A 24,237-nucleotide genomic window follows, 5' to 3' on the forward strand; every position below is an offset into this window, starting at 1 on the left:
CTAGTCGCGATAACTGAGTGACACGCTGATGGCAGGGAAAGACCACTACTACAACAAAGCGAAACAGGAGGGGTATCGCTCGCGAGCGGCCTACAAGCTCAAACAACTCGACCAACTCGAGAACGTCATCGACCGTGGCGACACGGTCGTCGACCTCGGTGCGGCACCGGGCGGCTGGCTCGAGGTCGCCGCCGAGGAGGTCGGCCCGGAGGGGAACGTCATCGGGGTCGACTTCCAGCGGATCAAGGAGTTCGACGACCACGACAACGTCGAGACGCTCCGCGGGGACATGACCGAGGAGAAAACGCGCGATCGAGTCATCGATGCCGCCGGCGGCCCGGTCGACGTCGTGATTTCGGACATGGCACCTAACATGTCCGGCGAGTACTCGCTCGATCAGGCCCGCTCGCTGCACCTCGCGCGACAGGCCTTCGAGACCGCGATCGAACTCCTCGACAACGGCGGGGACTTCGTCGTGAAGGTCTTCGAGGGGCCCGATGTTGACGACTTCCGAGCGGACGTCGAGGAGGAATTCCAGTACGTTCGTGCGACCTCGCCGAAGGCCAGCCGCGACGAGTCCTCCGAGGTCTACTTCATCGGCAAGGGTCGGCTCACGGCCTCGGTGCGGCCGGGCGACGAACTCGAGGTCGAAATCGAGGCCGTCGGTAACGAAGGCGACGGAATGGCGAGCGTCGACGGCTACCGGCTGTTCGTCCCCGACACCGTAGAAGGCGAGACCGTCACCGTCCGCGTCGAAGACGTCAAGCCGAACTTCGGGTTCGCACAGCGGATCGACCGAGACTGACCGCGTTACGACCGGCCGGCTTGCTATTCTTGATCCTCGAGGCGATCGTGGCGTTTGTCGATCTCGTCTAGGATATCCAGGTTCTTGCGGATCGAAGAACGGATCGCGTCGCTGCGGTTGACGAATTTGCCGTCGTCGCCGACGTGATCGTCTAAGTCGTCGAGGAGTTCCTGTGGGATTTCGACGCTGATCTTTGGCATCAGTCTGGGTAGCCGTTCGCAAGCCCCCGACTTAAGCCGTCGGCTCGCGGCACCGCATCGTTATTCCACGACGGTCCCACCGGTGTCGCTGTCCGGGTCGGCGTCGGCGGCCGAGCCGCCCCCGCCGCCACCGAACAGCCTGCCGCCGGCAGTCAGGACGTAGAGGACCGCGAGGCCGAGCAGGTACGTGACCGAAATCGGGATCGCGAACATGAGCATCATGAGGATCCCCTTCGGGCTGAAGAAGGCGGCGACGACGAAGATGCCGACGACCAGCGGCCGCCAGCGCTCGAGCATCGAGCGGTAGCTGATGATGCCGCCGGCGTGGAACAACGCCATGGTGACGATGATGTTCAGCAGGAAGCCGATGCCGACGGTCGTGAAGATCACGAGCCAGAAGAAGCTCTTGATCCGGTAGGAGATGACCATCCCGTTGCTGAGCGCGTCCGAGACCAGATACGAGATGATCGTCGGTGCGACCCAGAAGAACCCGAGGTAGGTCCCGACGGCGAAGCCGGCAAGGAGGCCGCCGCCCCAGACGACGAACGTGCGACGGTCGCCGTAGACCAGTCCGCGCTCCTTGGCGGGTGGCCAGGCGTAGAACAGGATCACGGGCAACGTAGCGACGAGCCCGGCCAAGGCGCTTATCTTCGCCTCGAAGATGAGTACCTCGACCGGGTGCAAGGCGACGACGATGTCCATCGCTTCGACGAGTTCGGCGAGACTCAACGTCGACGGATCGACGCCCTCCGCGACGACCTCCTCGAGCACGTCTCGGGGAACCCGATCGAGAAAGAGCCTGAGGACGTTGCCGAGCCCGCCCGAGTAGAGCCAGAAGAAGCTGCCGCCCATGACGAGCATGAAGAGCCCGACGATCCGGAACACCTTCGAGGTGAGACTGTTGAAGATGAAGGCGATGTCGTAGGCGTAGCCGCCGATGTCGTCCTCGTCAGTCTCCTCTTCAGTGAACGGGTCGAGCATGCCGGCCGCGGTGCTCGCGACGAGACTCTCGTCGTCTCCGTCCGCACCGGCTCCGCCCGTCGCGGCCGCGTCCCCCGAGCCGGCCGACTCGCTCTCGCCGCCCGCCTCCTGGATCGTATCGAAGCGATCGAGGATGGCCTCGGCTTTCGCCCGGTCGTCGTCGTACATGGCCTGCCGGGAGTACTCGAGGGCCTGTTCCTCGCTCATCGTCCGGAAGACCTGCGTCGACACGTCCTCGATGTCCTCGACCGCGAGCGTCTCGAAGTCGATGTCTTCGTGGGAGTCCGCCCGTCGAATGTCGTCCTCTCGCGGATAGACGGGCTGTTGGAGCACGTGGATCGTGTAGCCGAGTAAAACGACGAAGCCGACGGCGGCAGCGATGGCCAGGCCGACCGCGATCTCACCGAGGAGGCCGTGTTCGATCGCCACGGTCTCGAGTCCGCCCGTCCCGCTGGGTCGCAGCCACGACGGGAACGTGGGGTAGACCGATTCGCGGAGGTAGCCGAAGCCGCCCTGATTGACGGCGACGGTAATCGCGGCGGCAACGACGGCGAGCGCGCCGCCGAACTGGAGGACGCGTCGTTTGACGTGGGCGGTCCCCGTTCCGGCGGAGTTCGCCGCGCCGCGCCGGCGGATGTTCGTGACCACCTTGGCCAGTCCCAGGCTGAAGACATAGAGGACGACCATCGGCATCGCCCACATGACCTGTGTGAACGGGTCCGGCGGCGAGAACAGGGCCCCGAAGATGACGATGCCGACGACGGCGTGTCGCCACTTGTCTCGGAACGTCTCGTAGGGGATGATCTCGGTGTAGGACAGCACGCCCATCAACAGCGGCAGTTGGGCGGCGAGTCCGAACGACAGCGTCAGCAGCGCCATGAATTCGGTGAACTCGGTGATCCCGTAACTGGGTTTGACGCCGGCACTGACGGCGTTGCCCGCGAGGAACCCGAAAGCGTACGGGAAGAAGATACTGTAGGCGTAGATGACACCCGCCATGAACAGCGAGATTGCCATTACGACGAACCCGGCGATGTAGCCCTTCGAAATCGGGATCGCACTGGTGTAACCGCGGCGGCGAAGCGCTTTTCGAGAGAAAAAGAGCAAGGCCGGAATCGCAACGATGATCCCCGCTATCATGCCGATCTTGGCCTGCAGCAGGATCACCTCGAACGGCGTCCGGGTAATGATGTCAGTCGAGCCGGCGATCTCCTCGTTCATCTGGCCCTTCGCGGTCGCCTCGAGGAAATCCCAGATCACCACGCGCAGCGCATAGAAAGAGCCGACGAAGCCCAGCAGGAAGACGATAAACACCTTCTGGAGGTGTTGCTGGGCACCTGAAAGCAGTGCGCCGAGCGTCTCCCGTCCGGTGTTGATTGCCTTGGCAGTGTCCTCGTCGACGGCAGAACTCATTGGGTAGACGGTAACTGACATCCAGTTATCAACCTTTCGAGTGGGTATGCGGTTCGAGGACCGATCGAGCGGCCTTCTCACTCTCGAGGGGTGTTCGTAAGAAAAAGGCCTATAACCGGTGCCCTATCACTATCTCGTAGATGTCGGACGAGCCGGTGGACGACCGCGACGTGGAGGGCACTCGAGAGTCGGGGGGGAGTCCTGACGAGCGACGGCCAGCCGCCGATACGTCCGGTACCGGTGCCGATGCCGATTCCAACGCCGAGCCCGCCGCGGACGCCGGATCAGCCGATCACGACGAGTCGGACGAACCCAGCCTCGAGACGGACGGCGAGGGCGTCGTCGGCGACCGGCACAACCCCGAGCCGACCTACCCCGAGCGCGACGACGATATCGGCGGCATCTCGACGCCGCCGGACGACGAGGAGATGCCGCTTGCCGACCACATCGAGGAGATGGTCCTCCGGCTCGCGGTTGTCCTCCTGTTCGGAGCCGGCGGGACGGCGATCGGGCTCCTGTGGGCCTCACAGGCCATCGAATTCGTCTGGTTCAACGTCTTCCCCTACGACGTCAGCGAGGTCCCGCCGCCGCACGTTTACCACCCGCTCGAGCTGTGGCTCACACGGATCAAGATCTCGTCGCTACTCGGGATCATGTTCGCACTGCCGGTGTTAGTCTACGAGTGTTACCTGTTCATGCGGCCGGGACTGTATCCGAACGAGCGCAAGTACTACCTCGCAGCCGTCCCGACGAGCGTCGTGTTAGCGGCGGGCGGGATGCTATTTTCCTACATCCTCGTCCTCCCGATCCTCTTCGAGTACTTCACGTACTACGCCGAGGGGAGCGCGGAAATCGCGTACGCGCTCGGCGAGACGTTCAACCTGATCATCACGCTGACGGGCTTTCTTGCGGTCGTCTTCCAGATTCCGCTGTTCATGATGTTGGCGATCATGATGGGCGTGACCACCCGCCGCTGGCTGGCCCAGAAGCGGCTCTACTTCTGGGCGGCCTTCGCGGGACTGTCCTTTATGTTCACCATCGACCCGACGATGATGGCCCCCATCCTCGTCGCCGTCACGATGATCCTGCTGTTCGAAGGGACGCTGCTCGTCCTCAAGTGGGTCGGGCGGGAGTAAGTCGACTCGAGTCCGGTCCGTTTTCCTATACGATGCTCTTGGTATCCATCCGTTAGTGTGGGATCGCGTATTCGTGGACATTCGTTCGACAGACTCCCGACTGACCCGTCATATGATGGCCTTATATTGTATGTATCCGTTCGCATATTGTGGACTCCGGTCTGTCCTCGAGTGAAGATACAGAGTTCGTAAACGATCACCGTTTAGTAGGTGCATATGTTCTCCTAATCTGTGAACATTTGGATGGTATTGAGCCAATATCGCTTCGATGGGCGTGATTGTAAATCACACATCTCCATTCGCGCCGACACGGCGGGGTGGAAGCCGTGACCGAACTCGTCCCGACCACGTGTATGCGGTGTGCGGTCGGCTGCGGTCATGTCCAGCAGGCCCCCGAACGGGGATACGGCCTCGAGACCGTCCGCGGTGATGCCGCGCATCCGGTCAATCAGGGACTGGCGTGCCAGCGCGGCGTCAGCGAGACCGCCGATCCGGGCGGCGAGTGGCTGACCCGGCCACTCGAGCGGAAAGACGGCGAACTGGTCCCGACAACGTGGGAGTCGGCCCTGCAGCGTGCGGCGGGCGGACTCGGGAACGCACTCGAGTCGGGCGGCGACAGCGTGGCCGTCCTGGGGAGCGGCCAGCAGACGAACGAAGCAGCCTACGCGCTCGGGAAACTCGCCCGCGGCGGGTTCGGAACCAGATACTACGACGCCAACACGACGCTGTGTATGGCTTCGGCCGTCACCGCCTACTACGACGCCTTCGGCAGCGACGCGCCGCCGCCGACCTACGACGACATCCCCGAGGCCGAGAGCCACGTCGTCTGGGGTGCGAACCCGGCGGCCGCCCACCCGGTCATGTTCCGTTGGATCCGCCAGTCCGCCGACGCGGACGACTCCGAACTCATCGTCGTCGATCCCGTCCGCAGCGAGACCGCTGAGGTCGCCGACCATCACGTCCCGCTCGAGCCGGGGGGCGATCTGGCGCTCGCTCGAGCCGTCCTCGCCCGCGTCGTCGAGACGGATCGCGTCGACGAGGAATTCGTCGCCGAGGCGACGGTCGGTTTCGAGGACCTCCGCGCGGAACTCCCCGACGCGGCCGAAGCCGCCGAGATGGCGGGCGTTTCGATGGACGATGTCGACCGCCTCGCCGACGCGCTCGCGGACCGCACCCTCTGTTACTGGGGGATGGGGATCAACCAGAGCGTCAACGGGACCGCGGCCGCGGGCGCGCTGATCGATCTCTGTCTCGCGACCGGCAACCTCCGGCCCGGTTCGGGGCCGTTCTCGCTGACCGGACAGGCGAACTCGATGGGGACCCGCGTCTGCTCCTCGAAGGGGTCCTGGCCCGGCCAGCGCCCGTTCGCCGACCCGGACCACCGCCGCGAGGTCGCCGAGACGTGGGACGTGCCGGTCTCGCGGTTCCCCGACGATCCGGGACCGGGACCGGTCGGCATCGTCGACGCGATCGGCGACGACGTCGACGCGGTCTACGCGGTCGCGACCAACCCCGTCGCGGGCATGCCCGACGCGACCCGCGTCCGTGAGAAACTCGAGGACTCGTTTCTCGTCGTGCAGGACGCGTTCCGCAGCGAGACGGTCGAGTACGCCGATGTCGTCCTGCCCGCGGCAACGTGGGGCGAGTCCGAGGGAACGACGACCAACATGGAACGAACGATCTCTCGGGTTCGAGCCGCGACGGAGACACCCGGCGGCGTTCGAACCGATCTCACTCTGATCGGCCAACTCGCCGATCGTCTCGTTCCCGACCTGTTCGACGACCGGCCGGAGCCCGAAGCGGTCTTCGACGAGTTCGCCGGGCTGACCGCCGGCACGCCGGCCGACTGCTCGGGAGTCAGCTACGACCGCCTCGAGGCCGAGCGCGCAGTCCGCTGGCCGGCACCGGAGCCGGACGTGTCGGCGGGCTACCGCTACTACGAGGGCGGCGAGAGCGACGCCACGGAGGACTCGTGGTCGTTCCCGACCCAGTCGGGTCGCGCGCGGTTCTCGACCGGCGAGGCCCGCCCGCTTCCCGAGCCGACCGACGAGTCCTACCCGTTCACGCTGACGACCGCGCGCCGCCCGGACGCCTACAACACCGGGGTCCGGACCCGCGAGGACGAGCCGCCGACGGCCCGGGTCAGCCCGGCGACGGCCGCCGCCTTCGCGGACGAACTCGAGGTCCCGCCGGACGAACGCGACGACGGCGACGACGAGCGGTTCGCTCGCGTCGTCTCCCGTCGGGCGTCGGTCACGGTTGCCGTCGAGACCGACGAGGCGATTCCCGACGGCGTCGTCTGGCTGCCGATCCACCACCCCGACGTGAACGATCTCACGCTGCCCGATGTCGACCCGCGCTCGAACGAGCCCAACTTCAAGCAGTGTGCGGTTCGCCTCGAGTCGCTCCGGGAGCGGGACGGTAGATCGGTCGCCGAAGCGAGCGCCTAACAGCTCATGACCGCGAGATCGGATTCCGAGTCACCGAGCACCACCTCGGTCGAGATTCGGGGAACCGCCCGGCAGGGCGTCGCCTCCGCGACGCTCGGATTCTTCGTCGGCTTCGCCGGCGTCGTCCTCTATGGCCCCGTCGCGACCGAACTCGAGGGAGCGATGGGACTGTCCGGCCTCGCGCTCGGACTGCTGGTCGCCGCGCCTCAACTCACCGGTTCGTTGCTCCGGATTCCCTTCGGCGCGTGGGTCGAAGACGTCGGCGCGGCGAAGCCGTTTCTCGTCTTGCTCGGCTGTGCGGTCGTGGGAATGGCCGGTTTATCGACGATTCTCGTCACACTCGGAACCGATGGGTTGACCATGGCTCACTACCCGCTCGTGTTCCTGTTCGGCTCGCTGTCGGGCTGTGGAATCGCGACGTTTTCGGTCGGGGCCGCCCAGACGTCGTACTGGTCCCCGGAGGACCGACAGGGGACGATGCTCGCGGTGTACGCGGGGCTGGGCAACAGCTCGCCGGGAATTTTCACGCTCGTCGTCCCTATCGCGCTTGCCGCACTCGGCCTGACCGGGGCGTATCTGGCGTGGTTTGGCTTCCTCGTCTGCGGAACGCTCGTCTACGCGGTCGTCGCCGTCGATGCGCCGTTTTTCCAACTCCGGAAACAGGGCCTTGCAGCCGACACCGCGAAACAGCGGGCCGAAACGCGGGGCCAGGAACTGTTCCCCAGCGGCGACGCGATGACTTCGATCCGCGAGGCGGCCAGCATCTGGCGGACGTGGGTCCTCGTCGCGCTGTTTTTCACCTCCTTCGGCGGCTTTCTCGCGCTGACGACGTGGTTCCCGTCCTACTGGGCGGCCGTTCACGACCTGTCGGTCCAACGTGCCGGGGCTCTCACGGCGATCGCGTTCACCCTGCTCGCAGCGCTCGTTCGCATTCCGGGCGGCGTCGTCAGCGACCGGCTCGGCGGCGAGCGGACCGCGATCGCGAGCTTCGTCGTCGTCGGCGTCGCCGCGGCCGTGCTGATTACAGCGCGAACCGTCCCGCTCGCGATCGCTGGGACGGTCCTGCTCGGAATCGGCATCGGCGTCGCCAACGCGGCGGTGTTCGGACTCGTTCCGACGTACGTCCCGGAGGCCGTCGGCGGCGCGTCCGGGTTGGTCGGCGGCCTCGGCGCGTTTGGCGGCTTCGTCATCCCGCCGGTGCTCGGCCTCTTCGTCGACCTGCAGGGACCCGCCGGCTACGCCAACGGCTACGTCGTGTTCCTCGTCCTCGCGGTCGTCTCGATCGGCCTCTCCGGCGGGCTGTATCGGACTCGAGTGGAGCCGACCCCGGACACGGCGGTCCCGACCGACGATTGAATCCGTTTGTTTTTCGACGCGTCTCTTGCCCGTTCGTCGAATTCTCGATCGGTCGCGAGCCGGCGTGACCCGTCACACCGGCACTCTCGCACCGTCCGCGGACCGATGTACGCGCTGGAAGCGAGATCGGTATCCGATTTCACCCCCAACCGGGGTTAGCCGCGCAAGTCGTGTGTGTAATCTCCGATTCTACTCCCCGCCTAGCCGTGATATACGTCCTAATACAGTCAATATATCATTGGAGATACCACGCCCGGCCTCGGAATCGGGTCAAAAAAGCAGTTTTGTAAACGATTACTGTTATGTGTTCTGGGATCATGCTACTGAAACGTGAATTACGACATGTTTGGCGAGGGAATCTGCGTATTCGAGGCCAATCGTTCGGTCGGTGGGGTGAGTGTCGATGGCGCATAAAAAAGAGGAGCTCAAGGAGGGCTGTTACGGCGACGAGGTCCGCGAACACATCTTCGAGTTCGCGGACAACGGCGGCTACGAGGCGATTCCCGAGGACGAACACGAGAAGTGGTTCACCCGGTTCAAGTTCTGGGGGCTGTTCCACCAGCGTTCCGGACAGGAATCCTATTTCATGATGCGGCTGACCAACGCCAGCGGCATCTTAGAGCCCGACCAGCTGCGGACGATCGGCGAGGTCGCCCGCGACTACGCCAAGGGTCCCGTCGAAAACCCCGAATTCGGCAACGGCTGGATCGACCTGACGACCCGTCAGTCGGTCCAGCTCCACTGGCTCAAACTCGAGGACGTCCCTGAAATCTGGGAGAAACTCGAGGCCGCCGGCGTCCACTCCCGCTCCGCGGGCGGTGACACGATGCGCAATATCTCGGGCTGTCCGCTCCACGGCAAGGCCGAGGAGTTCGTCGAAGCCGGCCCGCTGCTCGAGCGCTTCGAGGAGGACCTGCGTAAGGACGACGCGCTCGCGAACATGCCCCGGAAGTTCAACATCAGCGCGTCGGGCTGTACGGTCGGTTGTGCACAGGACTCGCTCAACGACATCGGGTTCGAGCCGGCCACCAAGGAAATCGACGGCGAGGAAGTCCGTGGATTCAACGTCTGCATCGGCGGCGGATTGGGTGGTCGCCAGCCCCGCGCCGCGACGCCGCTCGACGTCTTCGTCCGTCCCGAGAACGCCTACGAGGTCGGCCGCGGGTTCGTCGAACTCTACCACGACTACGGCAATCGCCAGAACCGCTCGAAGAACCGCGCCCGGTTCTTCGCCGAGGACTGGGGCATGGAAAAGATCCGCGAGACGCTCCAAGAGGAATACGTCGACTTCGAGATGCATACCGAAGGCGAGGACTTCCGCGAGGAGTACACCTACAACGCCGGTCGTCCCGTCGAAGCGGGCCAGCACGACCACGTCGGCGTCGGCGACCAGAAAGACGGCCAAAACTACGTCGGCCTGAGCGTGCCCGTCGGCCGCCTGCCGGCCGAAGACGCCATCGAACTCGCCGACTACGCCGACGAGTACGGTTCCGGCGAGGTCCGCCTGACTCGCCGCCAGAATCCCGTCATCGTCGACGTCGCCGACGACGATCTGGACGATCTGCTCGCCGAACCGCTGCTCTCCGAGTACCCTGCCGAACCGAGCCCGTTCGAACGCGGCGCGATGGCCTGTACGGGAACGGAATTCTGCTCGATCGCGCTGACCGAGACGAAAGGCCGGATGGCCCGCATGCTGCGCTGGTTCAACGCGAACGTCGAACTGCCCGACGATGTCGGCAAGATCAAGATGCACTACTCCGGCTGTACGGCCGACTGCGGACAGTCGATGACCGCCGATATCGGCCTGCAGGGCATGCGCGCCCGCAAGAACGACGAGATGGTCGAGGCCTTCGACATCGGCGTCGGCGGCGGCGTCGGCGAGGACCCCTCCTTCATCGACTGGGTCCAGCAACGGGTCCCCGCCGACGAGGCTCCCGGCGCGATCCGGAACCTGCTCGAGGCCTACGCGGCCCACCGGTCGGAGGGACAGACGTTCCGCCAGTGGGTCGAGGCGACGGCCGAGGAACAGCTCGTCGAGTTCTGTGAACCCGAGGAAACCGACTTCGAAGCGCCGTACATGGCCGACGCCAAGCAGTCGTGGTATCCCTTCGCGGAGAGCGAGTCCGCGGCGGCCGCCACCGGCGAGGAGTCCGTGGCACCCTCCGACGACTGACGTGGTTTCGGTCCGTCGGGAGGCGGGATGCCTCGAGTTATCGGGCGCGTATTTATCAACACGTAGACCGTACGATCTCGCATGCCCGAAGACGTACTCTTCAAATCCGAGAGCGACCGGGACCGAGCGGAGATCGCATCGTTGCTTCGCCGCGTCGCGGACAACTTAGAGGCCGGCGAGGCGATCACGCTTACGGCCGGCTCCGAGTCCGTGACCCTCGAGCCGCCGGCTCGGCCGACCTTCGAGGTTAAAGCCGAACGCGAGGGACCGGCCGAGGGTCCCGGCGAACTGAGCGTCGAGTTCGAACTCGAATGGGACGAAACCGACGAGGGCGGGGAGAGCGATGGTGCGTTAGAAATCGAGTGAGCGCTGTCGAGCCGTCGTCGCGAGGCGTCTACTCGGCCCGCGACCGGTTTCGGACGCCGCTAGCGGTGCTCGCGCGTCCGATCGTAGGCGTAGTCCAGCGCGTCCTCGAGCGAGCCGGGGCCGTCGTAGCTGGCCGAGAACAGATCCATAAACTCGCGGGCGGTCCGCTCGCACCGTTCGAACGTGAGGACGGTTCTGACCCGAATCGTTTCCGAGAGGTCGAGTCCCGGATAGCTCGTCGCCGTCAGCGCGTAGCCGGGGTGGTCCTCGTCGTCGAGGGAGGCGGGTGCGACCTTCAGCCGCAGATCACCTGATTCGTGGAGGTACGTCCGATACTGCATTTCCCGGTCGGTGTCGGCCGGGGTGTAGGTCCGACACTCTTCCGTGTTCCACTCGAGCGGCACGTCGGCTTCCATCAATCACTGATACCAACCCGAGTGCTACGTTCGTATCGCAACGAGCAATATTATCGACCGATAGTCCAGATACTTCGACATTGGGGGGTTCTCTGCTCAAATAGTGGTTATATTCTGGATATATGTGTTCTGGAAGGGTTTTTATTCGGATAAACGTCGAATTCGACCTCGTCGTGGCGGTCTGTTCCTGCCCGGGTTCGAGCCCGAACGCCGCCTCGTCGGCCGCGGCTCAGTCGTCACTTGAGGATTCCGTCGCGAAGACGTCTTCGACGACCGGCTCCTCGTCTTCGGCCTCGGGGCTAACGCTGCCCGTTCGGTAGCCGTGGAGATCCAGCGTGACGTGATCGAAGCCCAGGTTCGAGAGTTCGGCGCGGACCGTTTCGACGAACTCGAGTTCCAGCGCTCGCTCGAGTTCGTCGGGCGCGACCTCGATGCGGGCGAGACCGTCGTGGTCGCGAACTCGGAACTGCTCGAACCCCCACTGGCGCAGCAGCGCTTCTGCCTGTTCGACCCGAGTTAGGCGTTCTTTGGTGACCTCGAGCCCGGTCGGGATCCGCGAGGAGAGACAGGCCATCGAGGGTTTCTCGGCGACCGAAAGGTCGTAGTGATCGGCGATCTCCCGAACCTCCGCCTTCGTGATGTCGTGGGCCAGCAGCGGCGAGTGAACGTCGAGTTCCTCGACCGCCTGTAGCCCGGGCCGGTGACCCGCGCCCGGATCGTCGGCGTTCGTCCCGTCGCAGACGGTTCCGACACCGAGGTCCCGGGCGGTCTCGAGCATCTCGCCGAGTCGCATCGTCCGGCAGTGATAGCAGCGATCGTCGTCGTTTGCGACGAAGTCGTCGCTCTCGAGTTCCGAGAAGGAGACGATCTCGTGGCGGATGCCGATCTCGTCGGCGACTCGGCGGGCGTCCTCGAGTTCGGCCGCGGGCAGGGTCTCGCTCTTTGCAGTACAGGCGACCGCGTCCTCGCCGAGCGCGTCGTAGGCGAGTGCGGCCACGGCGCTCGAGTCGACCCCGCCGGAGAAGGCGACGACGACCCCGTCGCGAGCCGCGAGGTCCTCGCGGGCGGCCTCGAGTTTCGCCTCGACCGTTGTCATGGCACGTCGTTCGAACCGAACGGGCAAAAGGACGTTGCGTCGGTCGGGCCGGTGTTTCAACGACTCGTGTGGCGATTTCAACCGTTGATGTCGACGACTTGCCCCTCCGCGGCGCTCTCCGACAGCGCGTCGATGACTCGCATGTTCGCGATCGCTTCGTCGCCGTCCGTCCGCGGCGGTCGGCCGGCGGCGACGCAGTCGGCGAAGTGCTCGATCTCGAGGCGGAACTGGTCGACCGGCGCAAACGTCTCGACGCCGTGGCGGCCGTCGATCCGGTACTCGAGGGACAACTCACCATCGGGGATGTCGAACGCATCCTGGACCTCGATCCAGCCGTTGGTCGCCTCGATGCGATAGCGCTGGACGCCTTCGGTGTCGAAGCCCGACGAGATCCGGCCGGTCACGCCGTCGGCGTACTCGAGGACGCCGGTCAGTTCCGTGTCGACGCCGGCGTCCCGAGTGTCGGCCGCGGTCGCGTACGCCTGCTCCGGCTCGCCGAGGACCTGGCGAACCACCGAGACCGCATAACAGCCCACGTCCATCAGGCTCCCACCGGCGAGGTCGGGCGAGAGGCGGATGTCCCCGGGGCGGTCGAGCCGGTACTTGAACGTCGCCGTCACCGAGCGCACGTCCTCGAGTTCGTCGCGGGCCAGCGCGAACGCGCGTTCGGTCCGGGGGTGATACTGGTACATGAACGCCTCCATCAGGGTCACGCCCTGCTCCGCGCAGTAGTCGACGACGTCGCGCGCTTCCGCGGCGTCGACCGCGAGCGGCTTCTCACAGAGAATGTCGAGTCCGGCGTCGGCCCCGCGTTTCGTCCACTCCGCGTGGAGCGAGTTCGGCAGCGGGACGTAGAGCGCGTCGATATCGGCGTTCGCGATGAGGTCGCGGTAGTCGCCGTAGGTTTCCTCGATCCCGTACTCCGCCGCGACGGTGCGTGCGTCGGCCTCGTCACGGGATGCGATGGCCGTTACGTCGTGGTCGCTGGCCGCGATTCCCGGGAGGAACGCCTTCTGTGCGATGCCTGCCGCGCTGAGAATGCCGAAATCCATACCAGCGTGTTTCGCGAACTCGTATAAATATTCAGGCAGTCGCCCACGACCGGCGACGGTTTCCGCCAGTCGACCCGTCGGCCGCGAGGCTGGGAGCAGTAAACAGCGCGCCGGACGGTTAAGGAGCCGTCCGTGGTACGTCTGCCATCCCGACTACTATGGCTGTATCAGACCACCTACAACGACTGCGCTCGGTCGCCGACACCGAGGGACAGCCGAGCGAAGCCGACGACCACCAGCGCGAAGAACACGTTGCCGACGCCGTGGCCCGCGGGGTGCAGGCCGGCTTCGTCGCGACGCTCATCATGACCGCCTTTCGCCTGCCGATCCTCAGATCGTTGCCGCCGTCGGCGAACTTCTGGTCGCAGTACGTCGCCGGCGGCGACCCCGACGACCACCCCGTCGCCGGCCTCGCCTTGCACCTCGTCTACGGGATCAGTTCGGGCGTGATCTTCGGAGCGCTGTTCTCCCTGTACGACGCCGGGCGATCGATCGAACCCGAACAGCGCGGGCTCGTCTGGGGCTCGGTCTACGGAATGGTCCTATCGGCTTTCGGCGCGCAGTTCATGCTGCACGAACTGCTCGACATCCGCCTCGAGGCGGACGAACTCGCGCTCTTTCACGCCGGTCACCTCGTCTACGGGCTCTCGCTCGGCGCGTGGATCGGCTCCCGGACCGAGGGCGTCGAGGATCCCGAACGGGAGTACGAGTACGACGACGGCAACTAACCGTCCTCGCTCAGTTCCGCGATATCTGCCTCGAGCCGGCTCGCGTACTCGAGTCGCAACTCGCGGGCGTCGGCGTTCGTCACGTACTGTCGCCCGTCGATCCGCGTCGCGATCGGGTGGTAGTTGCCCACGGGAAAGCCCATCCGCTCGAGGTAGCCCGCGACGGCCGCCGACTCGAGGCCGTCGCGGATCGCCGACTCGGTGAGGTCACAGACGGTTTCGAACGCGGGGAAGGCGATTTCCTCGTCCGTGACGTGGCCGGGGTGGGCGGTCGGCTCGTTCTTGAGCCCGGTGAGCACGCCGTCGATCCGAACGGTGGCGTGGTCGAGCCGTTCCATGACTGTCTCGAGGTCGGCGGCCAGTCGGAGGAGCTGGCTCGGCAGGGCGGCGTCGGGCGAGCGCCACTCGACGGCCGGCGTCGACTCGCGCAGCCGCACGGGCGTCCAGACCGCGTCCCTGCACGCCTCGGAGCGATGCTCGAGCCGGCGGTCCCACTCCTCGATGGTCTCGACGTAGCGCCAGAGTCGGCCGCGTTTCGGGCCGGACTCGTCGCTCCGCTCCCGGCAACGGTAGGCGCGGGCTCCGTTGGCGATTCGCTCGCCACCGTCGTACGGCGAGGAGGTGACGAGCGCCAGCGCCGGCTCGAGCGCAATGAGCGCGTTGAGCTGGTCGACCACGTTCCGCCGCTCGAGGCGGATCCGCGTGCCGGCACAGTTCCTCGTGCGGTCGGCGCTCCTGTCGAGGTGCCGCCGGATACCGTCCTGTTCGTCGGGATGGCGGGCGATCTCACCGTCGTTGATCGGCGTGGCCAGTGGGACGAGGCGTTTGTCCAGATCCGCCGCCTGCGAGAGAACGGCCTCGAGTTCGTCGGTGAGCGCGGTTCGGAGCACCGGTGCCGACTCGCAGGGCGGCGTCTGCACCGCTATCAGTGGCTCGGCACGGTCCCGCTCGGGTCGTTCCGACCCGTCTGCGAGCGGCCCCGGTTCGGCGAGGTTGCCGTCGCTATCGATGACCCAGTACTCGACTTCGATGCTCGTTTTCATTGTCGGACGATTTCCGTCGGGCGACCAATCGGGCGATGCAGGCAGTCGATCTCGCTTCCACAGAAGACGCGATTCGAGTTGGTCGGTCTGCTCGAGTTCCGTGTCTCGCTGTCTCGACGGTGGACGCGTTTTCCCGAAGCGGCCGTGCCTGCAGCCGCCTGCCGTATTTCTCGCGTTGCGGTCCCAACGGCGCGTGAACGGGCCACGGGAGCGTGCGCTCTCCAGTCCTGAGACGGACCCGTTCGATCCAGCGGGACGTGTTCATCTCGTAACAAATTTATCGGAACGATCCGTATCGAGAGAAAATGGGTTCCGTGAAACGTCTCTACGACCGCAGCGATACGTGGTTGCGGGGACTCCCTCGGCGGTCGTATGCGGTCTTTTTGGGCGCGACAACAGGTCTCGGCGTTCTTGCGATCGGGTTCGTGATGGGCGAACTCCTCCTCGTCCAGGCGCTCACGATGGCTCTCGTCATGTTCGGCTTGGAGTGTGTGTTCGGAACTCACCAGCCGACAGAAGAGTGAGCGGCCGACCCGTTTTGTGGGAACTTTCCGCACACCGACCTATGCTCCTCGTTACAGGTCCGTCTGGCCGGTTTCCAGTAAATTGACGATCGATAGCTCCGTCTCGAGGCCCTCGAGTTTCAGTGCGGTCTCGCGGTAGTACAGCGGCCGGAGTTCGTCGTTCAGGACGAGGTTGTTGAACGTCTTTGTCGGCGATCAGGCCGTTGAACTCGGGGGGAGCCGCGTCTCTGGCTCCTCGCCAAGCGCGTCGTGCGGTGTGGTCGATGTCGTGCTCATGTCGTGTCTCTCGGTCGCAAATCGGCCGCTCAGAACGACTGCTGGTTGCGCACGTGCTCGTCGGCGTTGTGCGGGCTATCGCCGCGGTCGCTGTACCGCGGCCGCCCCACGGCGTCCCGCCCGACGCCGTTTCGGATCGCCAACTCGAGTTCGTCCCGCGTCTCGTAGGTCTCGTGACCCGAGGTTTCGAGGATCGTCTCGAGGGAATCCGACCGGCGCGGGTACGTGATCTCGACGTCGTCGAACTCCGCGAGCACCTCGTCGGTGGTCGTCGGGAACGTCACGTTGCCGAACAATTCGCCGATCGCGCCGATCTCGAGCGATCGGCCTTCGTCCGCGGTCTCGTCGATGTTGCTCATCGGGTGCTCCTATCTCGATAGGCGGGAAAGTACCACAGCCTGCAGGCGACGACAGCGCGGTGTGATCGCTCTGTCGGGTTCGTCGCGTGCCGCGAGGCGTTGAGGACGCATCGTCTCCCTCGTGCGAGGGCGTCGAACGGGTTGCCGACAGGCCAAGCCATAGGCCGATCCGGACGAACGATCGCACGTGAACTCTCGACAACTCGGTTCGATCGGTAGCGATGTCTCAGAGGTCGGCCTCGGGACGTGGAACATCGGCGGCGACTGGGGCGACGTTGACGACGAAACCGGCCGCGATGTCGTCCGCGCGGCGATCGACACGGATATCGATTTCATCGACACTGCGGACGTCTACGGCGACGGCCGCAGCGAGCGCCACATCGGCCACGTCCTCGACGAGCGCGAGGCCCACGACGACGTGTTCGTCGCGACGAAGGCCGGCCGCCGGCTCGATCCACACGAGGCCGACCGCTATGACTACGATCACCTCTCCTCGTTCGTCGACCGGAGCCGCGACACTCTCGGCGAGGAGACGCTCGATCTCCTCCAGTTGCACTGTCCGCCCACTGACGCGTACTACCAGCCGTCGACGTTCGAGGCCCTCGAGCGACTGAAAGCCGAGGAAAAGATCGCCCACGCCGGCGTGAGCGTCGAAACGGTCGAGGAGGCCCTGAAGGCCATCGAGTACGACGTCGTCGAGACCGTCCAGATCATCTTCAACCCGTTCCGCCAGCGCCCGAACGAGTTGTTCTTCGAGCAGGCGAAACGGAACGACATCGGCGTGATCGTCCGGGTGCCGTACGCCTCGGGGCTGCTGACCGGCGCACTCGAGCGCGACCAGGAGTTCGCCGAGGACGACCACCGCAACTTCAACCGCGAGGGCGAGGCCTTCGACGTCGGCGAAACCTTCGCGGGCGTCCCCTACGAGACGGGCCACGACGCCGTCGACGCGCTCGAGCCCCACGTCCCCGAGGACCTCTCGCTGGCCGAACTCACCCTCCGGTGGATCCTCGACCACGAGGCGGTCTCGACCGTGATTCCGGGCACGACCTCGCCAGACCACGTCCGGAGCAACGCCGCCGTTTCCGATCTAGATCCGCTCTCGAATCAGGTCCACGGCGCGGTCCGAGACGTCTACGAAGAGCACGTGTTCGACCACGTCCACCATCGCTGGTAGCGCCGTTCGCAACCCCCGTGACAGCCGCTGCGTCGGTCGGTCGAGACGGCTCGAGGCCGTGCGTACCCGATGAACACGCCGATTTTCGGTCGTTGCATCGCTTGCGTCTGCGGCGACCGTTCGATCGACAGTGGGTCACCGCGTTGCAGCGGCGACTCGTCGTGCCGTCGGATCGATGATCGGCGCCATCCGCGCGAGGACGACGAGGCCGAGCACAACGAGCGCCCGACCCCAGTTGCCGCGGTCGAACTCCCGTTTTGCCGCAACCACGACCGCACAGATTGGCGGTGATCGGGTCGGTTTCCTCCCGAGGAGAGCTGTGACTGGCATATTCGTGCTACGTGATATGACGAAATAGCGCTGGTCCCGGCGGTCGCAAGCGCGAGTCTATCCGAGGGAGCCGTGATCCCGGCCCGGTTACTCCGGATCGAACCCGCCGACGAGGTACTCGAGCGCGAACAGGACGATCGCCCCGACCGCGGCCCACGCGGCCGTCAGCGCCATCGTTTCCGTCGTCCACGCGTGGGTCTCGCCGATGTTGTGCAACGGCGCGGGAACGGAGCCGGCGATCAGACTCACCAGAAAGACGAGGGTCACGCCGCGGTGGCGGGCCAGCGCGGCGCGCACGACGCGGGCGATGGTGACGAGGCCGACGACGCCGCCGGCGACGAACAGCGCCACGGTCGTTCCCGGGTCGGTGACCGCCGCGAGCGAGCCGCCGCCGAGCAGGTCCGCCCCGGCGCGGACGAACGCGCTCAGCTCGCTCGAGAGGAAGACGTACTGGCCGAGCAAGATCAGGATCAGGGAGCCGGAGATGCCCGGCAGGATCATCGCGCTAATCGCGATCGCGCCGGCGGCGACGATCACGACCGGCCCGCCGCCGGGCAGTTGGACGATGTCGGCGGCGACCAGCAACGCGAGCGTCGCGCCCGCGGCTCCAGCGCCGAGGTGCGCCGGCGAGGAGACCTCGAGGCTCCGCCCGAGCGCGATCGCCGAGGCGGCGATCAGCCCGGTGAAGAAGCCGAATATCGCGACCGGATGGGACTCGGCGAGCGACGAGACGATGTCGGCAATGAGGACGACCGCAGTGACCATCCCGACCCCCAGCGGTACCAGAAACTGCAGATCCATCTCGAGCAGTGCTTCCCGGGCTCGTGACCGCCGATCGGGGTGATACCCCCGGAGAACAGCAATCCCCCGACGGGGCGTGAGCGCGGTGACGGCGGCGATCAGCCGCCCGTAGAAGCCGAGCAGGAGCGCGACGGTCCCGCCGGAGACGCCGGGCAGCGCGTCCGCTGCGCCCATACAGAGCCCGTAGCCGTAGGCCCGGAGCAGTTCGACGCGGTCGGCGACGATGTCGGTTCGCTCATGCGCCATGTGTCAGTGCCCGCGGGTTCCGCCTCGACTGTCGGCTCGCTTGCGTTCGGATCCGCCGTCTCGAGTCCGAGCGGTCGGGCCGCCGTGTCGGCTGCATGCTCGATGGGGCGACGTGTGGCCGTATAAAAGTGCGACAACCGCGTCAGCGCGTGCCGTCGCCGCCCGTAAACGTCGGTACCGGCCCGATTCAGCCGGTGCTGTCGCGAAACGAGGGTGACGGCGACGCACCGTTCTTCGCAGTAGTCCTACAGGCGGTAAAGCCCCGATATTCCCCGGGGGCGGAACTGTTTTGCACGCCGATAGGAAACGTGTAGCTGGTTTCTATGGACACAGTACCAACTCGATCGCTCCCGAGCGGTGACGAGATTCCGGTCGTCGGTGCCGGCACGTGGGACGTTGGCGGCGACGCCGTCAAAGAGTCGGTCCGAACCGCGCTCGACCTCGGCTACACCCACGTCGATACGGCGGAAGGGTACAAGAACGAGGCCGAAATCGGCGAGGTCCTCGCCGAGCACGACCGCGAGGACCTCTTTCTCACGTCGAAAGTGCTCCCGTCGAACCTGCATTACGACGATGTCCTCGAGTCTTTGGAGGCGTCACTCGAGAAGCTCGGCACCGACTATCTGGACCTGTATCTCATCCACTGGCCGAACCCCGCCATCTCGCTGCGGGAGACGTTCCATGCCCTCGAGCGTGCCTACGAGGAGGGGCTGATCCGAAACGTCGGCGTCAGCAACTTCAGCGAGTATCAGCTCATGTTCGCCCGGAAGGTGGCCGACGTACCCATCGCGGTCAACCAGATCGAGCTCCACCCGTGGTACTACCGCGAGGAGTTACTCGAGTACTGCAACGAACACGACATCGTCGTCGAGGCTGCCGCGCCGCTGGCCCGAACCGAACTCTTCGACGATCCGGTGTTAAACGACATCGCCGAGAGTTACGAGAAGACGCCGGCACAGGTCGCCCTGAAGTGGGCGGTCCAGAAGGGCGTCGTCGTGTTGCCGAAGTCGACGTCGGCATCGCATCTCGAACAGAACATCGACCTCTTCGGGTGGGACCTTGACGCCGATGACATCGCCCGCATCGACGACATCGGCCGGATGGACAACGTCTACATGATCGATCTCGACGACGACACCTACGGCATTCCGTCCTGACGGCGGCCGTTCCGTCGGTCCTTGCCCTTCTATTTCGACAGCGATTCACCGCTTACGCGACGGTTTCGGTCCTCCATCGAACGTCCCGAGGCCCGTGTGCCGTGATACCATGGACGAGCGCGTTGGGCGGGAACTTTTTCTCGCTCCGGTTTGATACGCCGGTCGAGAACATGGACCTCGAGTCGATTCCGGGCGTCGGCGAAAAGACGGCCCGAGCGCTGTCCGCACTCGACGATCCCGAGCGCGCGCTCCGGGCGGGCGACGTGGAAGCGATCGCGGCCGCGCCGGGCATTTCGCAGGGGCGGGCGGCCCGCATCGCACGCGGTGCGATCCGGCTCGAGCACGACGATCCCGGCGGCTTCCTCGCGACCGACCGCGCCCGCGAGGTCTACCGCGAACTCCTCGGACGGCTCGAGGAGCGGACCGTGACCGACTACGCGGCCCAGCGACTCGAGACGATCTATCCGAGCCCCCGGCGCTCGCGCATCGAGGAAGTGCAAGCGTTCGCCGCCGACGCTCTCGAGCGCGAGCCGGAGCCGGCCGTGCTCGCGGCACTCGAGGGGGTCGAACCCCTGCGGGAGCCGGGCGACGTGCGAGTCCGCGAGCGCTGTCTGGCGACGACCGACGCCGAGCGCTACTCCGAGGCCCGGGAGGCGGTTCCGGAACTTTCCGTCGAGATCGTCGAGGACGCGCAGGGGCTGGCCGAACTCGCGCGGGGCTACGCGACCGTGATTGCCCTCGATGAGTCCTTCGCCGGCGTCACTCTCGAGGGCGACGTCCAGGTCCGGCCCGACGCGCTCGAGACGCCGGCCGAGGTCGTTCCGGAACGCCCGCTCGCCTTCTTCGCGCGGAATCGGGACCGCTTGCAGGCGGCCATCGAGGTCCACCGGGAAGCGGGTCTCGACGCGCCCTGTGATCTCGCCGCGCTCGAGGACGGGCTCTCGCGGCTCGACGAGGACGGCACCGTCGCGGGCGACGACGAACTCGACCGGCTGTCGACGGCCGTCGACGACCTCGACGCAGCGGCGGGCGCGGCCGAGAGCGTCGCCAACGATCACCTGCGGGAGGCGATCCGCGAACAGGACGTGACGATCGAGGGCTCGGACCTGCTCTCGCTGGTCGAGCGCGGGGCCGGCGTCGACTCCCTGCTGTCCCGCGAACTCGCGGACGAGTACGCCGCGGCCGTCGAGGCCGCCCGCGATCACCTCGTCGAGGCGCTCGCCCTCGAGCAGGGCGAGGCCGAAATCGCCCGCCGCGCGTTCAGCGACGAGCCGACGTTTCCGGTCGAGCGCGACGAGGACGTCGTCGGCCGCCTGCGGGACGAACTGACGGCGGCCAAGGAGCGCCGTGCTGGCCGGCTCAAGCGCGAACTCGCGGCCGACCTCGCCGACCAACGCGAGGGGGCCCGCCAGCTCGTCCGCGACGCCCTCGAATTGGACGTCGAACTCGCGATCGCCCGGTTCGCCCGGGAGTACGACTGTACGATGCCCGAGTTCGTCACGCCGGACGAGGAAAGGAACGCCGGTGACGCCGTCGGCTTCGCGATCGAGGGCGGCCGATCGCCGCTGCTCGACGAACCGCTCCAGCGAATCGACCCCGTCGACTACGAGGTTTCCGGCGTCGCCTTGCTGTCGGGGGTCAACAGCGGCGGGAAGACCTCCACGCTGGATCTGGTCGCGAGCGTGGTGATTTTGGCGCACATGGGGCTGCCGGTGCCCGCCGAGGGCGTTCGGCTGCGGCGGTTCGACGATCTGCACTACCACGCGAAGACGCAGGGGACCCTCGACGCGGGGGCTTTCGAATCCACCGTCCGGGAGTTCGCGGACCTCGCCGAGGGCGGCGAGGGCTCGCTCGTGTTGGTCGACGAACTCGAGAGCATCACCGAACCCGGCGCGTCGGCGAAGATCATCGCCGGAATCTTGGAAGCACTTTCGGAGAACGGCGCGACGGCTGTGTTCGTCTCTCACTTGGCCGACGAGATCCGCGAAATGGCCGGGTTCGACGTGACCGTCGACGGGATCGAAGCCGTCGGGCTGGTCGACGGGGAACTCGAGGTGAACCGCTCGCCGGTCAAGGATCACCTCGCGCGGTCGACGCCGGAGCTGATCGTCGAGAAGTTGGCCGACGAGGCTCGAGACGACCGGGTGGCGGCAAACGGCGGCGCGCCGGACGGCGGCGAGCCGGAACCGGTCTTCTACGATCGGCTGCTCGAGAAATTCGAGTAGCGCCGAGGCTCGGCTCCGTTTTTCGTCGCGGGAGTCGCCATCCGGGACTGGGGTATGCAAGTAGAACGGCTACGACTGCGCGGACCATGTGCTATCTCATGCCATACCAGTTCGAGTGTCCCAGGGACCGCTGTTCCTTCGAGTTGCGCTGTGACGTCGATCACGAGGCGGCGCGGCTCGCGAGGGCCCACGCCCGCGTCGCACACCGCTCTCGAATCGCACCGGCGGATCTCGACCGGTGGCTCGAGCGGATCGAGGCCGCCTGATCCGTCGCGTTTTCTGACTCTCCGGTCGAGTTATCCGCCGTGCCACTCGAGTATCCGCTTGTGGCCCCACTTCTCTTCCTCGTCGTCCGGGTCGCCGGTGATATCGCGGAGCGAGTCGGCATCTCGTTCCGCGAGGAACTCGGCGAGCGCGTCGGCGTAGTCGGCGATCGCCGCGACCGTCTCGTCGTCCTGTAACGCCAAGGCCGTCGACATCGAGTCCGGCATCTCGTCGGGTTTGACGTACGTCTCCTCCCGAGCGTAGTCGGCAATCCCCTGCAGTGTCTCCGGGGAGAGCTCGTCGAACTGCTCGAGCAGGAAGTCGGGAATCGCGTCTGCTGGCTCCGGTGGCGTCATCGCTAGGCGCTAAATGGATATAATGAATATTAATGTTTGTGACTGTGTGGAACACTAACTTGTGACGTTCGGGCCGGGCGCGGGATCGACCCACCGAAGCATTAAGACGCTGCGGAAGCAGGGTGAAAGTGATGGCAGACGACCCCGAGGAGGGGATGTTGTCGTGGGACGAATCCGTGTTCAGAGACGAGCACGTCTTCGAAATCGACTACGTCCCCGAGACGTTCAAGCACCGCGAGGGCCAGACCCAGGGCCTGACCTACGCCCTGCGCCCGGCGGTGCGGGGGTCGCGACCGTTAAACGTCGTGGTTCGGGGGCCGCCCGGGACCGGCAAGACGACGGCGATCCAGAAACTGTTCGACGAGGTGGGGGCCCAGACGAGCGAGGTCCGGACGATCAGAGTCAATTGTCAGGTCAACGCGACCCGCTACTCCGTGTTCTCGCGGCTGTTCGAGGGCACCTTCGACTACGAGCCGCCCTCGTCGGGGATTTCCTTCAAGAAGTTGTTCGGCCAGATCGCCGAGAAACTCGTCGAGGAGGACAAAGTACTGGTCGTCGCCTTGGACGACATCAACTACCTCTTCTACGAGAACGAGGCCTCCGATACGCTGTACTCACTGTTGCGCGCCCACGAGGAGCACCCCGGCGCGAAGATCGGCGTCGTCGTCGTCTCTTCCGATCCCGCACTCGACGTCATCGACGAACTCGACTCCCGTGTCCAGAGCGTCTTCCGCCCCGAGGACGTCTACTTCCCCGTCTACGACCAGCCCGAGATCGTCGACATCCTCGAGGAGCGAGTGACACGCGGCTTCCACGAGGGCGTCATCGGCCGGGAAACCCTCGAGTACGTCGCGGAGCTGACCGCCGAGAGCGGCGACCTGCGGGTCGGGATCGACCTGCTGCGCCGTGCGGGGCTCAACGCCGAGATGCGAGCCAGCCGCACCGTCGAACGGGAAGACGTCGAGACGGCCTACGAGAAGTCCAAGTACATCAACCTCTCGCGGAGCCTCTCGGGACTGACCGACACCGAACAGGCGCTGCTCGAAGTGATCGCCGACCGCGACGGCGAGCAGGCCGGCGAGGTCTACGAGGTCTTCCACGACCGGACCGACTTGGGCTACACCCGCTACTCCGAGATCGTCAACAAACTCGACCAGCTCGGGCTGATCGACGCCGACTACGCCGATGTCGACGGCCGCGGTCGCTCGCGGTCGCTCTCGCTGTCCTACGAGAAAGAGGCGGTATTGGACCGCCTCGAGTGAGCGTCGCGTCTCGCCGTCGTCGCGATCGACCACAACGCTATACCC

At 65.8% G+C, this 24,237-nt stretch carries 23 protein-coding genes; 13 read left to right on the plus strand and 10 right to left on the minus strand.

What is annotated here, in order from left to right:
• Positions 1-28 precede the first annotated feature (28 nt).
• Positions 29-805 (plus strand): 23S rRNA (uridine(2552)-2'-O)-methyltransferase, encoded by a 777-nt coding sequence (locus tag ACJYUO_RS16125; protein WP_494346364.1) that lies wholly within the window; start codon positions 29-31, stop codon positions 803-805.
• Positions 806-828: 23 nt separating this feature from the next.
• Here the strand turns inward: ACJYUO_RS16125 and ACJYUO_RS16130 are convergent, their stop codons facing one another.
• Together ACJYUO_RS16130 and ACJYUO_RS16135 are read right to left on the minus strand one after the other, a co-directional pair.
• Entirely contained in the window at positions 829-1,005 is a 177-nt protein-coding gene (locus ACJYUO_RS16130) for a hypothetical protein (protein WP_007109894.1), read from the minus strand.
• Between the two features lie 60 nt (positions 1,006-1,065).
• On the minus strand, positions 1,066-3,399 hold the full coding sequence (locus ACJYUO_RS16135) for a twin-arginine translocase subunit TatC (RefSeq protein WP_494346365.1): 2,334 nt from the start codon (positions 3,397-3,399) through the stop codon (positions 1,066-1,068).
• 140 nt (positions 3,400-3,539) lie between these two features.
• Here ACJYUO_RS16135 and tatC point away from each other — a divergent pair, with 140 nt between their 5' ends.
• The 5 genes from tatC (at position 3,540) to ACJYUO_RS16160 (ending at position 10,880) form a co-directional block, all read left to right on the plus strand.
• A complete protein-coding gene (gene tatC / locus ACJYUO_RS16140; RefSeq protein WP_494346366.1) occupies positions 3,540-4,535 on the plus strand; it encodes a twin-arginine translocase subunit TatC in 996 nt (331 codons plus the stop codon).
• Between the two features lie 326 nt (positions 4,536-4,861).
• Positions 4,862-6,985, plus strand: coding sequence for an assimilatory nitrate reductase NasA (gene nasA / locus ACJYUO_RS16145; protein WP_494346367.1), 2,124 nt, complete (start codon positions 4,862-4,864; stop codon positions 6,983-6,985).
• Between the two features lie 6 nt (positions 6,986-6,991).
• Positions 6,992-8,341 (plus strand): MFS transporter, encoded by a 1,350-nt coding sequence (locus ACJYUO_RS16150; protein ID WP_494346368.1) that lies wholly within the window; start codon positions 6,992-6,994, stop codon positions 8,339-8,341.
• Positions 8,342-8,744: 403 nt separating this feature from the next.
• Entirely contained in the window at positions 8,745-10,514 is a 1,770-nt protein-coding gene (locus ACJYUO_RS16155; protein WP_494346369.1) for a nitrite/sulfite reductase, read from the plus strand.
• Between the two features lie 81 nt (positions 10,515-10,595).
• Positions 10,596-10,880 carry an amphi-Trp domain-containing protein gene (locus tag ACJYUO_RS16160; RefSeq protein WP_494346370.1) on the plus strand — a complete coding sequence of 95 codons (285 nt, stop codon included), beginning with the start codon at positions 10,596-10,598 and terminating at the stop codon, positions 10,878-10,880.
• A 59-nt stretch (positions 10,881-10,939) separates the two neighbouring features.
• On the opposite strand, the gene ACJYUO_RS16165 is transcribed toward ACJYUO_RS16160, so the two are convergent.
• The 3 genes from ACJYUO_RS16165 to ACJYUO_RS16175 form a co-directional block, all read right to left on the minus strand.
• The gene (locus ACJYUO_RS16165) at positions 10,940-11,296 is read right to left on the minus strand and encodes a hypothetical protein (RefSeq protein ID WP_494346371.1); all 357 of its coding nucleotides are present in this window, start codon (positions 11,294-11,296) and stop codon (positions 10,940-10,942) included.
• A 229-nt stretch (positions 11,297-11,525) separates the two neighbouring features.
• Positions 11,526-12,392: an ATP-dependent sacrificial sulfur transferase LarE gene (gene larE / locus ACJYUO_RS16170; RefSeq protein ID WP_494346372.1), complete on the minus strand. Its 867-nt coding sequence runs from the start codon at positions 12,390-12,392 to the stop codon at positions 11,526-11,528.
• Positions 12,393-12,469: 77 nt separating this feature from the next.
• On the minus strand, positions 12,470-13,444 hold the full coding sequence (locus tag ACJYUO_RS16175; protein WP_494346373.1) for a Gfo/Idh/MocA family protein: 975 nt from the start codon (positions 13,442-13,444) through the stop codon (positions 12,470-12,472).
• A gap of 158 nt (positions 13,445-13,602) precedes the next feature.
• On the opposite strand from ACJYUO_RS16175, the gene ACJYUO_RS16180 reads away from it, so the two are divergent.
• Positions 13,603-14,172: a DUF6789 family protein gene (locus tag ACJYUO_RS16180; protein WP_494346374.1), complete on the plus strand. Its 570-nt coding sequence runs from the start codon at positions 13,603-13,605 to the stop codon at positions 14,170-14,172.
• Here the strand turns inward: ACJYUO_RS16180 and ACJYUO_RS16185 are convergent.
• A complete protein-coding gene (locus ACJYUO_RS16185) occupies positions 14,169-15,215 on the minus strand; it encodes a glutamate--cysteine ligase (RefSeq protein WP_494346375.1) in 1,047 nt (348 codons plus the stop codon). The genes ACJYUO_RS16180 and ACJYUO_RS16185 overlap by 4 nt on opposite strands.
• 305 nt (positions 15,216-15,520) lie before the next feature.
• On the opposite strand from ACJYUO_RS16185, the gene ACJYUO_RS16190 reads away from it, so the two are divergent.
• Positions 15,521-15,739 carry a hypothetical protein gene (locus ACJYUO_RS16190; protein WP_494346376.1) on the plus strand — a complete coding sequence of 73 codons (219 nt, stop codon included), beginning with the start codon at positions 15,521-15,523 and terminating at the stop codon, positions 15,737-15,739.
• 305 nt (positions 15,740-16,044) lie between these two features.
• Here ACJYUO_RS16190 and ACJYUO_RS16195 read toward each other — a convergent pair whose 3' ends face one another.
• Complete coding sequence (locus ACJYUO_RS16195) at positions 16,045-16,374, minus strand: DUF5789 family protein (RefSeq protein WP_494346377.1); 330 nt, start codon at positions 16,372-16,374, stop codon at positions 16,045-16,047.
• Between the two features lie 187 nt (positions 16,375-16,561).
• Between ACJYUO_RS16195 and ACJYUO_RS16200 the strand changes: the two genes are divergently transcribed.
• A complete protein-coding gene (locus ACJYUO_RS16200; protein WP_494346378.1) occupies positions 16,562-17,551 on the plus strand; it encodes an aldo/keto reductase in 990 nt (329 codons plus the stop codon).
• Positions 17,552-17,686: 135 nt separating this feature from the next.
• On the opposite strand, the gene ACJYUO_RS16205 is transcribed toward ACJYUO_RS16200, so the two are convergent.
• Both ACJYUO_RS16205 and ACJYUO_RS16210 read right to left on the minus strand, forming a co-directional pair.
• On the minus strand, positions 17,687-17,881 hold the full coding sequence (locus ACJYUO_RS16205) for a hypothetical protein (RefSeq protein ID WP_494346379.1): 195 nt from the start codon (positions 17,879-17,881) through the stop codon (positions 17,687-17,689).
• An 87-nt stretch (positions 17,882-17,968) separates the two neighbouring features.
• A complete protein-coding gene (locus tag ACJYUO_RS16210) occupies positions 17,969-18,928 on the minus strand; it encodes a DUF368 domain-containing protein (RefSeq protein WP_494346380.1) in 960 nt (319 codons plus the stop codon).
• A 323-nt stretch (positions 18,929-19,251) separates the two neighbouring features.
• On the opposite strand from ACJYUO_RS16210, the gene ACJYUO_RS16215 reads away from it, so the two are divergent.
• From ACJYUO_RS16215 to ACJYUO_RS16225, 3 genes are all read left to right on the plus strand, one after another.
• A complete protein-coding gene (locus ACJYUO_RS16215; protein ID WP_494346381.1) occupies positions 19,252-20,085 on the plus strand; it encodes an aldo/keto reductase in 834 nt (277 codons plus the stop codon).
• Positions 20,086-20,255: 170 nt separating this feature from the next.
• Positions 20,256-22,310: a MutS-related protein gene (locus ACJYUO_RS16220; RefSeq protein ID WP_494346479.1), complete on the plus strand. Its 2,055-nt coding sequence runs from the start codon at positions 20,256-20,258 to the stop codon at positions 22,308-22,310.
• A 98-nt stretch (positions 22,311-22,408) separates the two neighbouring features.
• Positions 22,409-22,576, plus strand: coding sequence for a DUF1059 domain-containing protein (locus ACJYUO_RS16225; protein WP_494346382.1), 168 nt, complete (start codon positions 22,409-22,411; stop codon positions 22,574-22,576).
• Between the two features lie 30 nt (positions 22,577-22,606).
• Here the strand turns inward: ACJYUO_RS16225 and ACJYUO_RS16230 are convergent, their stop codons facing one another.
• Positions 22,607-22,930, minus strand: a complete 324-nt coding sequence (locus ACJYUO_RS16230) for a hypothetical protein (protein WP_494346383.1) — start codon at positions 22,928-22,930, stop codon at positions 22,607-22,609.
• A gap of 131 nt (positions 22,931-23,061) precedes the next feature.
• Between ACJYUO_RS16230 and ACJYUO_RS16235 the strand changes: the two genes are divergently transcribed.
• Positions 23,062-24,192, plus strand: a complete 1,131-nt coding sequence (locus tag ACJYUO_RS16235; protein WP_494346384.1) for an ORC1-type DNA replication protein — start codon at positions 23,062-23,064, stop codon at positions 24,190-24,192.
• Positions 24,193-24,237 lie beyond the last annotated feature (45 nt).

The sequence above is a fragment of the Natrinema sp. CRL1 genome (assembly GCF_059162405.1).

What these genes read in the sequence shown, in the direction of transcription:
- ACJYUO_RS16125 (WP_494346364.1), top strand. Translation starts at nt 29, where the DNA reads ATGGCAGGGAAAGACCACTACTACAACAAAGCGAAACAGGAGGGGTAT.
- ACJYUO_RS16130 (WP_007109894.1), bottom strand. Translation starts at nt 1,005, where the DNA reads ATGCCAAAGATCAGCGTCGAAATCCCACAGGAACTCCTCGACGACTTA.
- ACJYUO_RS16135 (WP_494346365.1), bottom strand. Translation starts at nt 3,399, where the DNA reads ATGAGTTCTGCCGTCGACGAGGACACTGCCAAGGCAATCAACACCGGA.
- tatC (WP_494346366.1), top strand. Translation starts at nt 3,540, where the DNA reads ATGTCGGACGAGCCGGTGGACGACCGCGACGTGGAGGGCACTCGAGAG.
- ACJYUO_RS16150 (WP_494346368.1), top strand. Translation starts at nt 6,992, where the DNA reads ATGACCGCGAGATCGGATTCCGAGTCACCGAGCACCACCTCGGTCGAG.
- ACJYUO_RS16155 (WP_494346369.1), top strand. Translation starts at nt 8,745, where the DNA reads ATGGCGCATAAAAAAGAGGAGCTCAAGGAGGGCTGTTACGGCGACGAG.
- ACJYUO_RS16160 (WP_494346370.1), top strand. Translation starts at nt 10,596, where the DNA reads ATGCCCGAAGACGTACTCTTCAAATCCGAGAGCGACCGGGACCGAGCG.
- ACJYUO_RS16165 (WP_494346371.1), bottom strand. Translation starts at nt 11,296, where the DNA reads ATGGAAGCCGACGTGCCGCTCGAGTGGAACACGGAAGAGTGTCGGACC.
- larE (WP_494346372.1), bottom strand. Translation starts at nt 12,392, where the DNA reads ATGACAACGGTCGAGGCGAAACTCGAGGCCGCCCGCGAGGACCTCGCG.
- ACJYUO_RS16175 (WP_494346373.1), bottom strand. Translation starts at nt 13,444, where the DNA reads ATGGATTTCGGCATTCTCAGCGCGGCAGGCATCGCACAGAAGGCGTTC.
- ACJYUO_RS16180 (WP_494346374.1), top strand. Translation starts at nt 13,603, where the DNA reads ATGGCTGTATCAGACCACCTACAACGACTGCGCTCGGTCGCCGACACC.
- ACJYUO_RS16185 (WP_494346375.1), bottom strand. Translation starts at nt 15,215, where the DNA reads ATGAAAACGAGCATCGAAGTCGAGTACTGGGTCATCGATAGCGACGGC.
- ACJYUO_RS16190 (WP_494346376.1), top strand. Translation starts at nt 15,521, where the DNA reads ATGGGTTCCGTGAAACGTCTCTACGACCGCAGCGATACGTGGTTGCGG.
- ACJYUO_RS16195 (WP_494346377.1), bottom strand. Translation starts at nt 16,374, where the DNA reads ATGAGCAACATCGACGAGACCGCGGACGAAGGCCGATCGCTCGAGATC.
- ACJYUO_RS16205 (WP_494346379.1), bottom strand. Translation starts at nt 17,881, where the DNA reads ATGCCAGTCACAGCTCTCCTCGGGAGGAAACCGACCCGATCACCGCCA.
- ACJYUO_RS16210 (WP_494346380.1), bottom strand. Translation starts at nt 18,928, where the DNA reads ATGGCGCATGAGCGAACCGACATCGTCGCCGACCGCGTCGAACTGCTC.
- ACJYUO_RS16215 (WP_494346381.1), top strand. Translation starts at nt 19,252, where the DNA reads ATGGACACAGTACCAACTCGATCGCTCCCGAGCGGTGACGAGATTCCG.
- ACJYUO_RS16220 (WP_494346479.1), top strand. Translation starts at nt 20,256, where the DNA reads ATGGACCTCGAGTCGATTCCGGGCGTCGGCGAAAAGACGGCCCGAGCG.
- ACJYUO_RS16225 (WP_494346382.1), top strand. Translation starts at nt 22,409, where the DNA reads ATGCCATACCAGTTCGAGTGTCCCAGGGACCGCTGTTCCTTCGAGTTG.
- ACJYUO_RS16230 (WP_494346383.1), bottom strand. Translation starts at nt 22,930, where the DNA reads ATGACGCCACCGGAGCCAGCAGACGCGATTCCCGACTTCCTGCTCGAG.
- ACJYUO_RS16235 (WP_494346384.1), top strand. Translation starts at nt 23,062, where the DNA reads ATGGCAGACGACCCCGAGGAGGGGATGTTGTCGTGGGACGAATCCGTG.